Below are 13399 nucleotides of genomic sequence, written 5' to 3' on the forward strand. Positions count from 1 at the left end.
TTCGCGGGGTTAGAGGTCGGCGGGGATCGGGGTGTCGGGGGCGGTGAGGTGGTGCAGCAGCCGGACGCCGAGGCGGGTGGCGGTGTGGGCGCCGATGGTCAGGACGAGGTCGCCCGGCGCGGCGAGCCGTGCGAGGACCTGTTCCGCGGTCGGCGCATCGGGGCCTTGGCCGAGGAAGGCGAGCTGTGCGGGGGGCATGCCGGCGCCGATGGCGGCGTGGCGGACGGCGTTACGTTCGTCGTCCAGGCGGGTGCCGGGCATCAGCGAGTGGACGGGCAGCAGCACCGCGTGGTCCGCCAGTGCGACGGCTTCACCGACGCGATGCGCCAATGCGCCGGTGCGGGTGTGGCCGTCGGGCTCGAGCGCGGCCAGGACGCGGCCCTCGGTCAGGAGGCGGGCGGCGGCGAGGTCGGCGGTGATCTCCTCGGGGTGGCGGGCGCGGGAGGCCATCACGGTGACGCCGCGCTGGGTGCCGGTGTGGGTCAGGTGCCCGTCGATGCCGCGGAACGCGCTGATGCCGGCCGCCAGGTCGGCGCCGCGCGTGCCGAGGACGAGGCCGGTGGCGAACGCGGCTGCGGCGGCGAGGGCGTGGTGGCGGCCGGGCACGGCGAGGGTGAACTGGTGGAACTCACCGCTGGAGCTGTCCTGGACGGTGATGTGGGTGTCGGTGCCGGACCACACCTGCTGGACCAGACGCACGTCCGCATCGCGGTCGCGGCCGACGGTGAACACCTGCGGACCCGGGTCGCGGGCGAGTCGACTCCACAGCAGCCGCGTGCCCTGGTCCCACACGCACAGCACGACCGCGGACGCGCGGCGCGCGGCCCTCTCGGCCGCGGCCAGGGCGGAGGCGAAGTCCTCGGTGTGCGGGGGGTTGGCGTCGATACCTGTGACCAGCAGGACGCTCGGAGTGCAGTGCGCGGTGGGCACCGACGCCTCGTGCGTGGTGTTGTCGTCGCCGAGGTCGGCGATCAGCAGGCCGCCGCCGCTGGCGTGCCCGGCCGGGGCGCCGACGGGCGGCTCGTTCAGCACCCAGCCGGGGTTGCGGTGGGCGAGCGCGGAGGTCAGGATCGCGGCCGGCATAGAGGTGGAGTGGGTGCCAGTCACCGCGACGCTCACCGGGGCATGGTCGACCAGCTCGCCGAGCGCGCCCAGGCGCCCGATCACCGGGATGCCGAGCCCGCCGGCGGCATCCAACACCGCGCGGGGCCCCGGATCGGCGCCCTGCCACACCGCGCACGAGCGGCCCACCATCCGAAACGCCGAGCCCGGACGGTGCAGCCGTACCCCGGACCGCTCGATCTCGGCCAGCAGCTGGTGATCCGTGCCGAGCGGCGCGGAGGCGCCCACCCGGGCTCCGGCGCCGGCCAGGTAGAGGGCCAGGCCCGTCATGCCGGGCAGGTGGACGTCCAGCAGGTGGGGGCGCGACAGCCGCTCGGTCAGCGATGGCCCGCACACCGCAGGCCCGCTGGTGATGGGGGTAGTGTCGGTTCTCAACGCTCTCTCCTCTCCTCCTAGTTGGTGGGCCGGCCGCCCGCGCGGCTCGGGGGACTCGCACGGGCGGCCGGCCGGTCTGCTACGCCTGGGCGAAACCCCAGGCGAGCTCGGCGTCGGTGACGGCGTGCGCGAGGGCGAGGACCTCGCGCCGCCCGGCCACCACCAGGTGCCCGGCCACCTCCGCGCCGAGAAGCTCCAGCGCCAGCGGACTGGACTCCATCGCCGCCACGGCCGCGGTCAGGCTGGTGGGCAGGGCGGGCGCGTCCCACGCCTCGTAGCCGTCGCCCTCGCACGCCTGCGGCGGCTTCAACTCCCGCTCCAGGCCGTGCCGGATGCCCGCCGCGACCGCGGCCAGCGCCACGTACGGGTTCGCGTCCGCTCCCGGCACCCGCACCTCCAGGTGCAGCCCCCGCCCGTGCCCGACGACCCGCACCGCGCAGGTGCGGTTGTCCCGGCCCCATACAGCGCGGGTCGGCGCGAAGCTCCGCGGCCGAAGACGCCGGTAGGAGTTCACGTACGGTGCCCACATCAGCCCCGTCACGGGCAGCACCTCCAGCACACCCGCCACCGCGGCCAGGCCCTCCGCGGACAGCTCGGCCTCCGTACGCTCGGCGCACATCACCGGCTCCTCGCCGCGCCACAGGGACACGTGCAGGTGCATCCCGGACCCGACGCCGGTGACCGGGGCTGCCATGAACGTCGCCGACATTCGATGCTGGTCCGCCACCGCCCGCGCCGCGTGCTTGAACAGCACGTGCTGCCAGCACGCCGCCTCCGCCTCCCCGTACGGGAACGTCACCTCCACCTGCCCCGGCGAGGACTCGGTCTTCACCGCCTCCACCGGCATGCCGGCCTCGCGCAGCACCCGGCGAAGATGCCGCGTGTAGGCCGTGAGCTGGGACGGCTGGTCGAGGGCGTAGTCGCGGTTGTCCCGTGTCACTGGCACCAGTTGGCGGAAGGCATCGTCGGCGGCGTGCTCGGCGGTCCCCTCGAAGATGGTGAACTCGGTCTCGATGCCGACCTTCAGGCGGTACCCGAGACCGGTCAGCTGGACGAGCTGCTCCTGGAGGATCGCGACCGGGCCGGTCGGCAGCGGCACGGCGCCGGGGGCGATCGGCTCGGCGGGCAGCAGCGCGGTTGCCGGCAGCCACGGAAGCCGCGTCGCCCGCGAGCGGTCGGGCAGCAGCAGCAGGTCGCCGAGGCCGCCGCCCCACGAGGCGGACATCCCCAGGTCCGTGTCGAACAGGTAGCCGCACACCTCCGGAGTGAGCGAACCATCGCACAGCCGGGGAAGCAGGAACTCCGCGTCGAGCTCCTTGCCCTTCAGCCGGCCCTGGCCGTCGACCACCCCGAGCAGCACGGTGTCGACCGTGCCGTCGGCCACCCACCCTTCCAGCGTGTCCCCGGTGCCAGAGGTCGGCGTCGGCAGAGCGTTGGCCTGCGTCGTCCGGGCCTGCTTCGATCGCTTGCGGGCCATCACACGACCTCGATCGTCAGCTCGGCCAGCTCAGTGTTCGACTGGACCGGCGGGTTGTAGGTCCTTCCTGCCTTCCACCACCACGCCCACGCCCCCAGCAGCGCGACGCCGAGCGCGAGGGGCGCGTAGTTGAAGGTGTCACCGGTGACCGGGTACGCCTGCGGCAGGCAGAACAGCAGCGTGACCACCGCCACCCAGCACACCGCCACGACACCGACCGGCCGGCTCCATCGCCCGAGGTGCCACGGACCGGCCTGGAACCGCGACCCGGCCCGAAGCCGCAGGTAGACCGGCACCGCGTACGCCGGCGTCATGCCCAGCACGTTGATCGCCGTCACCGCCCCGTACGCCACCGGGCTCCACAGCGCCGGCAGCGCCAGCACCGCCGCCACCGAGACCGACAGCCACACCCCAGCCACCGGCGTCCCCGTGCGCTCCGACACCCTGCTCCACAACCCCGACCCCGGCAACGCCCCGTCCCGGGAGAACGCGAACACCATCCGGCTCGCCGCCGCGGTCTCGGCGTTCCCGCAGAACAGCTGGGCGAGGATCACCACGGCCAGCATCACCTTGGCGCCCGTCAGCCCGAGAGCATCCAGGAAGATCTGCGCCGGCGCGACACCGGTCGCCGAGGCGAGGACACCGTCGTAGTCCTGGACCGCGTACAGCATCCCGGCCAGCAGCACGAACCCGGCGATCCAGCTCACCCAGATCGACCGCACGATCCCCCGGGCCGCCGACACCGACGCCTTCGTCGTCTCCTCCGACATGTGCGCCGAGGCGTCGTACCCGGAGAACGTGTACTGCGCCAGCAGCAGCCCCAGGGCGCTGACGTAGATCGGGTTGGACCAGCCGGTGTTGTTCACGAAGTGGCTGAACACCCAGGTCGTGTCCTGGTGGTGAGAGGGAACCAGCGTCAGTGCGCCGACGATCAGCGCCACGCCGCCGATGTGCCACCACACCGAGATGCCGTTCAGCAGTGACACCACCCGCACGGCCCGCAGGTTCAGCACGGCGTGCAGCAGCAGGATCAGCATGAAGATCCCGAACAGCCCGCCCGGGGTCGGGGTGTAGCCCCACTGTAGGTTGAGGAACGCCCCCACGAACGACGCGGCGCCGTAGTCGATCCCGGCGATCCCGCCGACCAGGCCCAGCAGGTTCAGCCAGCCGGTGAACCAGCCCCACCGCGGACCGCCCAGCCGGTGCGCCATGAAGTACAGCGCGCCCGACGTCGGGTAGGCCGAGGTGACCTCGGCCAGCGCCATGCCGACCAGCAGCACCATGAACCCGACACCGACCCAGCCCCACAGCATCACCGCCGGACCCCCGGTGTTCAGACCGAAGGCGAAGAGTGTCATGCACCCGGACAGGATGCTGATCACGGAGAAGCTGATGGCGAAGTTGCCGAACTCGCCCATTCGGCGGGTCAGTCTGGGCTCGTAGCCGAGTCGGCGGAGCTGTTCCTCGTCGGCGGGTGGGGCGGTGTGGGTAGGGAACATCGGGAGAACCTCCGTTGGCGAGGGGACGTGAGAGCCGTGGACGGGCAGGCAGCGGGCGGGTCAGGCCGATGCGGTCGCGCGGCCGGCGTGCGCCTGGAGCTGGGCGGTGAGCAGCAGCTCTTCCCCTTTCTCGGGCGAGTCGGCGACGTGGGTCCAGGGAGCGCGAGAGGCGAAGGGTCCGAGGGCCGAGAAGACCTGCACGGCCGCGTCCATCTGGGCCGACGCCCACAGCGCATGGGCGAGATAGCTGAGGTCGATGACCGGCCATGAACCGGGCTGCGCCTCAACCCAGCTTGCGTACGCCCGTACACTCCGGGAGAAGTGAGGTTCCCGAAGCCATTGGCGACGCACCGCATCTTTGCGTCTCTCGTTGCGGTACTGATCGACCGACAGATAGAGCGGCAGCGCTGCAAGCGGAGAACCGTCCCGAGCGGCCGGTACGACTCTGTGGACGAAGTCGGCTGCCGCCGGACGGTAGATGCGGGTCCAGTACCGCAGCATGCGGTGGTGAGACTCCCTGTTGCCGGGATCACGCTTGAGCGCCTCGTCGAGCAGGCCCCACGGTCCAGTCGGCAGCAGTGGATCTGATGAGCGAAGCCGGTGCTCGGGGCGATGCTGGCGTGGATCCAGTGAAGCCAGCGCGAGGAGACAAACCCATGGCACTGGGTCTGAGGGATTCGCCCGCGCGGATTCCCAGCACGACTCCCGCGCGGCCTGCTCCAGACGAACTGCTTCCGGTGATTGAGCCTCGGCCGCCATCAAGGCGTGCTCGACCATGACGCGGGTCTTCAGGATGAAGAGCCCCGGGTCTTCCGGCTCCTCGCACCTCCACCGAGAAAGCACGGTCGATCTGGCAGCGACCAGCGCGAGCACCTGCGTCCGGGAAGTGCGGCGCGCCCAGTCCTGCCCGGTTGTGGCCAGCAAACGCTGCGTCGATAGCCAGCGCCCCGCCTGAAGGTCGTCCACCGCTGTCCGCAGCTCCTTGTCGAGCCCGGCAGGGTGGTACGCCGGCCGCGCCGGACGTGCGGTGTTCATGGTGGCCGAATCCTCCCTCTCATGGGCATGGCAGACTGTCGCTCACCGAAGCCGGGAAGCAGATTGAACGTTGGCCAACCGGGTTCCACGCAGCGGTAAATGGGCACAGGTCAGGGCTGGGGTTGGTGCCCGGATGTCCGACTTTCGGCGGCGAGTCATACAGAAGCAGCACGAAGCGCTGGAGAACAGAGCAGACTTGACGCACTGATGGCGCATTACTGCGGCAAAGTGCCTACTGAGCTGGGTCTTTGTCGCGTCGATGAAGTTTGGGAATCAGCCAATGGTGGTCAAGAAGCGCACCGCACTTGCCCTGCAGCGAATGGCAGCGGGCCACTCGCAGGAGACACTTGCCGCCGCGATGGACGTTGAGCGAACCACCGTGGCGCGCTGGGAACGGGGCAAGGCCGAGCCGCGGCCCTGGCAACGCCCCAAGCTCGCGAAGCTGCTGAACATCGGGGCTGCGGAACTCGACAGGCTGCTGCGGCTTACCTGTGAGCAGACGGCAGCGGAGTCCCCGCCCGGACCCACGGGCCAGGCAGAGCTACAGCCAGGACCCAATCGCCGGCCGAACGGTAATGCGGTACAACTCGCCGACGTGGACACGCTGATCGGCGACTGGGCCGCAGCAAACTCGGCCGGTCATGGGGTCGGGAAGACGCCGTGGGTCACCGAAGAGGAGGTCGGTGTCGCTGAGGGCATGCTCGCCATGTTCCGCCAGCTCGACCACACGCACGGCGCCCGCCACTATGCCCGACAGGTCCGCGACTACATCGACACCGAACTCGACGCCATGCTCCGCCGCCCCGCCGCCGACGACGAGGTAGCCCGCAACCGCGCCAGACTCACCGCCGGATTCTGCGAACTCGCCGGATACCAAGCCGTCGACACCGGAAGCCCAGTCCGTGCTCAGGCGTACTACCAACGCGCCCTGACCCTCACCACCGCCACCAACGACCAGGCATACGGCGCCTACCTGGTCGCCGTGAACCTCGGACACCTCGCCTTGCACTGCGGCCAGCCGGAGGTCGCCCTGCGCTGGGCCTCCTCAGCCCGCGCTACGGCCGGCACCGCAGCCAGCCCCGCTACCCGGGCAGCCATCACCGCCGTTCTCGCCCGCGCGAACGCCCGCATGCAACGCGAAGCTGAGGCGACCCAGCTGATCCGGCAGGCCGAGGAACTGCTCGGCGCCGCCGACGGGGACGAACCGACCTGGATCCGGTACTTCACCCACGCATACCTGGCCGACGAAATCGCACACTCCCTTCACGACCTCGGCCGCGCACCGGCCGCAAGAACCCAGCTGACGGACGCCCTCCAAGGAGTCGGCAAGGACAAGGTCCGCCGGCTCGCAATCGACGCCGCCCTGCTCGCCTCCACCTGGCTGCGCACCGGAGACCTCGACCAGGCGTGCGCGGTCGGCCGGGAAGCCGTCACGTACGCTGCCAGAACCGGCTCCGGCCGGTGTATCGACCGTGTGGCCGGCGTCCTCGCCGACCTCCAGGCCCACGCCGACTACGCGCCTGTGCGTGACCTGCGGGAGTTCACACGGGCAGTGCTGCCCGAGGCCGACCGCGTCGCGATCACCCTGTCCCGCGGCGCATGATGCGCTGGTAGAAACCGAGTTCGGCACCGAGCGCATGCTGCCGTGACGCGGGATCCGACAGGTAGTGGTCGCCGCCTGCGAGGAACAGGCTCTCGTGGTTCCGGTCCCGAGCAGACAGGGCGCCGGCGAAATGCCTCGCGTCGTCGGCCGAGGTGATCGTGTCGGCCGTGCCGTGGATCACCAGAACAGGAACCCGGACACGGTCGGGTACCGCCGCGCCCGCAGGCCCGCGCAGTACCGCGGCATGCGGACGCTGGAAGGGCGGCACGGACCTCTCCCACCGGGCCGGGTCGATGATCGCCGACGTGGCCGTCGCCGCGCTGAAGGGACCTGGGCGGCACGCGGCCTGGAGTGCGGTGTACCCACCGGCACTGGCACCGCTGATGAACAAGGCTCCGGGCAGAGCAACGCCGGCCGCGAGCAGATGCTCGCCGACAGCGGCGCAGTCGTCGACGTCGTGCTCACCCCAATGGCCGTGCAACGACTGCCGGAAGGCTCGTCCCTGTCCGGTGCTGCCCCGGTACAGGACTTCGGCGACCGCAAAGCCGTGACTGATGAAGAACTGCGTCGTCCAGTCCAGTCGCAGGGGGACATCATCGGTCGGCCCGGGATGAGCCCGGACGATCAGCGGCACCGCCCCGGTGTCGTCCGGGCGGTGGAGCAGGAAGCGCAGTGGCCCGTTGACCGTCTCGACGGTCTCCACCGAGGGCGGTGAAACCGTCCAGGGTGATGAGGGCGGCGGCTCTGGTACCACCAGGCGGGCACGACCGTCCGACCCGGCCGCGAGGTTGACCGACCAGATCGAGGGTGAACTGCTTGCCGTGGCCCCGATCACTGCCACCTCGGTTTCCGTGGCGGCGACATAGGGCTTTATCGATGTGAGGTTCGACGCTATGCGGCGTCGGTCGAGCCCATTGACGAGCAGCAGCTCGGTGGCGATCCCGTCCGTTGCGGTCAGCAGGACCTCACCGCGCGGCGTGAAACCGTACGACTGGTACCCACCCTCCCACGGTGCAGGGGCGCAGTCCGCGTCGACCGGGGCGATGGCCTCCGCCACGCCGTTCCACCGGTACAGGTTCCACCAGCCCGTCCGGTCGGACATGAAATGCAGTCGGCCGCCCAGCCCCCACGATGGCTGCGTTACGGACTCCTGTCCATCGCCAGCCACGACCACGCCCGGCTCTACCACGCCCGGCCGGACGGCTGCCAGCAACAGCCGGGAGCTGTCCCACGGCATCTGATCGCGGTCCCACTCCAGGTAGGCCAGCATGCCCGGCGCAAGCCGCGGGCCGGCCAGGAACCCGGAGGAGCGGACCAAGACCTCGACGTGCCCCGTCCTGGATACGGAAACGATCTCGTCGGCCGAGTCGCCACCGCGGACCGCCAGCGGAAGCCCGTCCCAGGACAGCGAGAGATCCCCGTACTGCACCTGATCGTCGCCAGTCGCGACGCACACCGGAGTCCCGCCCGTGGAAAGGTGGAAGAGAGAGCCGTTATCCACGAACCACACGCCGTCCGGCGCCACCACGAAACTACCGCCGCCATAGGCGTGAAGCTGACCACCGACCGAGAACTCCGGCGCAGTCACCGGCAGGGTTGAGCCGGCGAAACTGCGCATGAGTCGCCGGCGTCCACCATGGTCGGGATCGGACTGCAGCCACCACAGCGCGCCCTGCGCGAAGCAGAGTTCGTCATAGGTCACCACGGCCTGGGCCACCCAAGCGGGCGCCAGCCCGGTGCCGTCGTCGGTCATGCGGTGCAGTCCTCCTGGCATCGCTGCTGGCCTGCCCGTAGGCTACCCGTCGGCCGGGGCTTGGACGAACCTGCAGACCACAGCGGTGCCCGCGCTCGATGAGCGCTCCGGGGCTGGACAGCACATGGTGGCATCGGGCTGGCAACCTGGATCAGCTGGCCTCGGTCTTGGGCGCGTATCGCAGCACCACCACGTCGCCGAGCTGCTCCGACCCGAGAAGCTTCATCCGCCGACCACTGCCACCCGGGTAGTCGGCCGGGTGGAGGAAGCGGGGTGCTGCGGCGTCGCCGACGAGCAGCGGAGCGATGGCGAGGTGGATCTCGTCCACCAGCCCCTGGGAGAGGAACTGGGTGTGGATCTGCCCGCCGCCCTCGACCATGAGGCGCTCGACGCTGCGGGTAGCAAGGTCGTCGAGCAGCGCGCCGAAGTCGACGGTGGAGCCGGTGCTGACGACGTCGGCCAGGCCGTCGAGGGTGTCGCGAAGCTTCGGTGCTGCAGCGTCAGTGGTGTAGACGACCTTCTGGTCGCCGAAGTGCCAGAACTTGAGGTCGCGGCTCAGGTCGCCGCTGGCGGAGATGGTGACCTTGAGCGGGTACTCGGTCTTGCCAGCCGCGATCCGGTCAGCCCGGCGCTTCTCGCTGTTCACGAGCAAGCGGGGGTTGTCGCTGCGGAGGGTGTTGCCACCGATGAGGATGGCGTCGGATTCGGCCCGGACCTGGTCGACGCGATCGAAGTCCTCGGCGTTCGACAACAGAAGACGCTCGGGCGAGGCGTCGTCGATGTGGCCGTCGACGGAGGTGGCGACGCTCAACAGGACGAAGGGGCGGGAGGGCATCATGAGGTCCGTTCTCTCAGGTACGCAGCATCGGTCTGTGGTGATCACACTTCATGGAGCAGGAGGCTGTTGAGTGCCTGCTGGAACTGCACAACCTCGGGCACTCCCCGCCACCCTCGCAGCAACGCGTCCAGATTGGCCAACTCGTTGAAGATCCGGGCCGATCCGGTGGTCGCCGCAATCGACAGCGCCGTGCAGGCGGTGACGGCTGCCTGCTCCGGGCCGTCGATGGACAGCTGGGCGATGGCCGAGCGGGCCAGGTAGACACCGCGATCACGACGGTAGGTTGCGGGCAGGGACCGGATCGCCTTCTCGAAGCCGGCTACCGCATCGCGGTGGCGTCCCAATGACGACAACGACCGGGCGCGTTGAGCCTCGACGTACGCCTCGTTCAGCCAGCGGCCACGGCCGACCGGTGCCTCGGGTGGGCGGGTGAGCAATGAGAGTGCCTGGTCGAAGGTGTGTTGGGCTGTCCGCTCGTCGCCGAGCAGCGCGTGTCCGTGGGCCTCGTAGACCGCGCCCATGGCGCTCAGCCGGCTTCTCGAGCCGGCCAGGCGCTGGGCGGAGGCGGCGAGGTCGATGGCCTCGATCGAGTCCTGCATGTCGCCGGCGAGCTGGGATTTCCGGGCCATGATGTAGGCGGTCAGGTCCTGGTCTCCGGAGGCGCTTGCCCAGTCGACGGCGCGGTCCGCCCAGTATTGGGCGGCACGGTGGTCGCCGCTGTCCTGGTACAGCCAGCTGCAGAACTCGGCGTACTCGGCTTGCACTTGTAGCAGGTCGTGCCGGTCCCGGCCAGACGCCTCGCGGCGAAGGTGCTGGATCAAGCGAACGTGCTCCTGTGCCGTGGAGACGACCTCGCGAGGCCCGAGGACGTTGTCACACTCCACCAGCGATCTGCGCAGGGATCTCATGTTCTCGACCGGGTGGATATCCGGCGATAGGACTGGCGGGGTTGCCTTGACCTCGGGTGCCGCGAGACCCGACAGGGCTGTGACACCCGCAGCGGCGGTGAAGCCCCGCAGCAGGGCCCTACGCGGCATGGCCACGAAGATGATCCTCCCATCTGCGGTCCGGCAACCGACCCGGACGCCGCCGTCCATGAGCGCCATCGACGCGGCGCCGATTGTGTGCCCATCGAGGTTGGGCGCGTTCCATTCCGGCGTCGTGACACGCTGCATGCCTCCACCGGGCAGCGAGGCTCCTCGCGTCGACGTCGTGTTGTCGGCGAGTACATCCTGCTCGAGAGCTGATAGCAGTGCGGCGAGTTCGCTCGTACTAACCCCTAGCATTCTGGCGAGCTTCGCCATCTGCCACGGGCGTGGGAGAGCGGAACCACGCTCCCACCGGCCGACCGTCGTCCGGTCGACCCCCATCGCGGTCGCCAGGGACTCCTGCGTGAACCCCGCGCTCGCGCGTTGCGCAATGAACCGGTCGCGCCTGGCCCCCATAACCCACCCCCTGCCGCGCCAGGACTCTGTCGGCTGCAGAAGTTGCCAGCTCAGACGCGGGTTTGCCACATGAATGCCTCATCGATGCATCAATTCTGCTCTGTTCAAAGCTCGTTCGCAGCGATTCCCTGGGGTCTCGCCGAAGGCACGGCTGCCAGCGGCCCGCCCCGGCACCTCGAGAGGAGGCCTGCGATGTCCTACGACCACTGATCTTGATCGTCGGGCTGGGGCGGTGACCACAGCTGCCCCGGCCCGACGCCAGCTGCCACGAACGCTCTGGAGCCGCGAGGAGAGTTGATGCCGTCCCTGACGATGTACAACCCGCTGGACCCGGCGACGTTGGAGGACCCGTACCCAGTGCTTGCCGCGCTGCGCGAAGCAACGCCGGTGTTCTGGCACGAGGGCATGCGGTCGTGGACGCTGACCCGCTACGCGGACTGCGTCGCTGTGCTGCGCGATCACCAGCGCTTCGCCCGCGATCGGCGCCGCACGGGCGCCGCGGTGCCGGAGCCGAGCCTGAGTGTGCAGTCGCTGGATCCACCCGACCAGGGGACGGTGCGCTCGTTGTTCATGAACGCTCTGCGCGCCCAGGACCTTTGAGCGATCGAGGAGCGTGGCCGCCGCCTACTGGCCGTGCGCTTCGAAGAGCTCGCCCATAAGGGCCCCTTCGATGTGATGGCCGAGATCGCCGCGCCCCTCGCGCTCGCCGTCATCTCGGACCTCCTTGGAGTCGAGCAGCCTGACCTCCATTCCTTCGCCGAGATCTCCGACCGGATCATGCGAAGCATGGACGCGGGCCTCGCCCCGGCTCTCGCCGCGCCGGGCCAAATCGGGCTCTTCTGCTCCATCCGTGGGTCGGTCCGGAGTGCCTGACACGGCACACGCCGTCCCCTGTGCAGATCTTGAGGTATCGAGGCTCAGGATCAGACGCGCAGGGAGAACGGCGTGCGGTTCACCACCGTATTGAAGGCACTGGTCGGATGCGGGGAGGCAGCGCCGGAGGACGCCTGGTTCGAGGAAGAGTCCCAGGTCATCGTGGTCGCGGTGCGTCTGCGGGGTCGGGCGCGTCGCCGCTGCGGGGTCTGCGGCAGGCGCTGCCCCCGCTTCGATGCCGGGGACGGCCGGCGCCGCTGGCGGCACCTGGACGCGGCCGGCCTGAAACTCTTCCTGGAGGCTGACGCTCCGCGGGTGTCGTGCACGCGGCACGGTGTGGTGGTCGCGGCGGTGCCCTGGGCCCGTCACGGAGCCGGGCATACCCGTGACTTCGACCAGCAGGTCGCCTGGCTGGCCACCGAGTGCTCCAAGTCGGCAACCGCGCAGTTGATGCGGGTCGCCTGGCGCACTGTCGGCGCGATCCTGACCCGCTACCGGCGCGACGCCGACGTCGGGATCGACCGCCTCGCCGGGCTGCGGCGGATCGGCGTCGACGAGATCTCCTACCGCAAGGGGCAGAAGTACATGACCGTGGTCGTGGACCACGACACCCGGCACGTGGTGTGGATGGCCGACGGCCACGGCAAGGAGGTCCTGCGCCGCTTCTTCGACGCTCTCGGCGAGCAACGGGCCCATCGGCTGACGCATATCAGCGCGGACGGCGCGGAGTGGATCGCGGACGTCGTGGCCGAGCGCGCCCCGAACGCGATCCGGGCGATGGACCCGTTCCACGTCGTCGCCTGGGCCACCGACGCCCTCGACGAGGAACGCCGCGCGAGCTGGAACCGGGCCCGGCGCCAGGCCGCCGACCCCGACCTGGCCCGCCGGCTGAAGCACTCGCGCCACGCGCTGTGGAAGAACCCGGAAGACCTGACCGAGCGCCAGAGCGCGAAGCTGGCCTGGATCGCCGCCAACGACCCCCGTCTGCACCGCGCCTACCTCTTGAAGGAGGGCCTGCGCATGGTCTACCGGATCGCGAAGGCCGAGGGCATGGCGGCTGCCGTCGCCGCGCTGGACCGCTGGCTGGCCTGGGCCCAGCGCTGCCGCATCCCCGCCTTCCTGGACCTGCGCCGGAAGATCAAACGGCACCGCGAGGCCATCACGGCCGCGATCGCCGAGCAATTGTCCAACGGGCTGATCGAGTCGACCAACACCAAGACCCGTCTGATCATCCGCCGAGGCTTCGGCTTCCGCACCGCCGACGCCGTCATCGCCCTCGTCATGCTCACCCTCGACGGCAACCGACCCACCCTGCCCCGCCGCCAACTCACCTGATCACACCCACGGATCCAGCAGAAGAGCCCCAAATCGCCCGGCAG

11 protein-coding genes and 1 pseudogene are annotated in these 13399 nt (G+C 70.1%); 4 read left to right on the forward strand and 8 right to left on the reverse strand.

All coding sequences use genetic code 11. From position 1 onward, the window contains the following. Positions 1-9: 9 nt before the first annotated feature. The 4 genes from ACF9IK_RS30100 to ACF9IK_RS30115 all read right to left on the reverse strand — a co-directional run bounded on the left by ACF9IK_RS30100 (position 10) and on the right by ACF9IK_RS30115 (position 5508). Complete coding sequence (locus tag ACF9IK_RS30100) at positions 10-1497, reverse strand: glutamate ligase domain-containing protein (protein ID WP_395297218.1); 1488 nt, start codon at positions 1495-1497, stop codon at positions 10-12. Between the two features lie 79 nt (positions 1498-1576). Further along, positions 1577-2974: a glutamine synthetase family protein gene (locus tag ACF9IK_RS30105; RefSeq protein ID WP_395297219.1), complete on the reverse strand. Its 1398-nt coding sequence runs from the start codon at positions 2972-2974 to the stop codon at positions 1577-1579. Further along, positions 2974-4473, reverse strand: coding sequence for an amino acid permease (locus ACF9IK_RS30110; protein WP_395297220.1), 1500 nt, complete (start codon positions 4471-4473; stop codon positions 2974-2976). The genes ACF9IK_RS30105 and ACF9IK_RS30110 overlap by 1 nt, the downstream gene beginning before the upstream one ends. 60 nt (positions 4474-4533) lie before the next feature. Then, entirely contained in the window at positions 4534-5508 is a 975-nt protein-coding gene (locus tag ACF9IK_RS30115) for a hypothetical protein (RefSeq protein WP_395297221.1), read from the reverse strand. A gap of 280 nt (positions 5509-5788) precedes the next feature. On the opposite strand from ACF9IK_RS30115, the gene ACF9IK_RS30120 reads away from it, so the two are divergent. Next, positions 5789-7111 (forward strand): helix-turn-helix domain-containing protein, encoded by a 1323-nt coding sequence (locus tag ACF9IK_RS30120; RefSeq protein ID WP_395297222.1) that lies wholly within the window; start codon positions 5789-5791, stop codon positions 7109-7111. Here ACF9IK_RS30120 and ACF9IK_RS30125 read toward each other — a convergent pair. From ACF9IK_RS30125 to ACF9IK_RS30140, 4 genes and pseudogenes are all read right to left on the reverse strand, one after another. Then, positions 7089-8864: an alpha/beta hydrolase family protein gene (locus tag ACF9IK_RS30125; RefSeq protein ID WP_395297223.1), complete on the reverse strand. Its 1776-nt coding sequence runs from the start codon at positions 8862-8864 to the stop codon at positions 7089-7091. The genes ACF9IK_RS30120 and ACF9IK_RS30125 overlap by 23 nt on opposite strands. 151 nt (positions 8865-9015) lie before the next feature. Beyond that, positions 9016-9702, reverse strand: coding sequence for a RibD family protein (locus ACF9IK_RS30130; RefSeq protein WP_395297224.1), 687 nt, complete (start codon positions 9700-9702; stop codon positions 9016-9018). Positions 9703-9743: 41 nt separating this feature from the next. After that, positions 9744-10877: a DNA-binding protein gene (locus ACF9IK_RS30135; RefSeq protein ID WP_395298800.1), complete on the reverse strand. Its 1134-nt coding sequence runs from the start codon at positions 10875-10877 to the stop codon at positions 9744-9746. Positions 10878-10964: 87 nt separating this feature from the next. Further along, positions 10965-11147, reverse strand: a pseudogene (locus ACF9IK_RS30140) (helix-turn-helix transcriptional regulator); the annotation flags it as partial. 297 nt (positions 11148-11444) lie between these two features. Here ACF9IK_RS30140 and ACF9IK_RS30145 point away from each other — a divergent pair. The 3 genes from ACF9IK_RS30145 (at position 11445) to ACF9IK_RS30155 (ending at position 13355) form a co-directional block, all read left to right on the forward strand. Beyond that, positions 11445-11747, forward strand: a complete 303-nt coding sequence (locus tag ACF9IK_RS30145; protein ID WP_395297225.1) for a hypothetical protein — start codon at positions 11445-11447, stop codon at positions 11745-11747. A 33-nt stretch (positions 11748-11780) separates the two neighbouring features. Continuing rightward, the gene (locus ACF9IK_RS30150; protein ID WP_395297226.1) at positions 11781-12020 is read left to right on the forward strand and encodes a hypothetical protein; all 240 of its coding nucleotides are present in this window, start codon (positions 11781-11783) and stop codon (positions 12018-12020) included. Between the two features lie 72 nt (positions 12021-12092). Beyond that, entirely contained in the window at positions 12093-13355 is a 1263-nt protein-coding gene (locus ACF9IK_RS30155; RefSeq protein ID WP_395292190.1) for an ISL3 family transposase, read from the forward strand. The last annotated feature ends 44 nt before the right edge of the window (positions 13356-13399 follow it).

Source organism: Kitasatospora hibisci (assembly GCF_043950205.1).
Taxonomy (GTDB): domain Bacteria; phylum Actinomycetota; class Actinomycetes; order Streptomycetales; family Streptomycetaceae; genus Kitasatospora; species Kitasatospora hibisci.

What these genes read in the sequence shown, in the direction of transcription:
- ACF9IK_RS30130 (WP_395297224.1), bottom strand. Translation starts at nt 9,702, where the DNA reads ATGATGCCCTCCCGCCCCTTCGTCCTGTTGAGCGTCGCCACCTCCGTC.
- ACF9IK_RS30125 (WP_395297223.1), bottom strand. Translation starts at nt 8,864, where the DNA reads ATGACCGACGACGGCACCGGGCTGGCGCCCGCTTGGGTGGCCCAGGCC.
- ACF9IK_RS30105 (WP_395297219.1), bottom strand. Translation starts at nt 2,974, where the DNA reads ATGGCCCGCAAGCGATCGAAGCAGGCCCGGACGACGCAGGCCAACGCT.
- ACF9IK_RS30145 (WP_395297225.1), top strand. Translation starts at nt 11,445, where the DNA reads ATGCCGTCCCTGACGATGTACAACCCGCTGGACCCGGCGACGTTGGAG.
- ACF9IK_RS30115 (WP_395297221.1), bottom strand. Translation starts at nt 5,508, where the DNA reads ATGAACACCGCACGTCCGGCGCGGCCGGCGTACCACCCTGCCGGGCTC.
- ACF9IK_RS30120 (WP_395297222.1), top strand. Translation starts at nt 5,789, where the DNA reads ATGGTGGTCAAGAAGCGCACCGCACTTGCCCTGCAGCGAATGGCAGCG.
- ACF9IK_RS30110 (WP_395297220.1), bottom strand. Translation starts at nt 4,473, where the DNA reads ATGTTCCCTACCCACACCGCCCCACCCGCCGACGAGGAACAGCTCCGC.
- ACF9IK_RS30135 (WP_395298800.1), bottom strand. Translation starts at nt 10,877, where the DNA reads ATGCAGCGTGTCACGACGCCGGAATGGAACGCGCCCAACCTCGATGGG.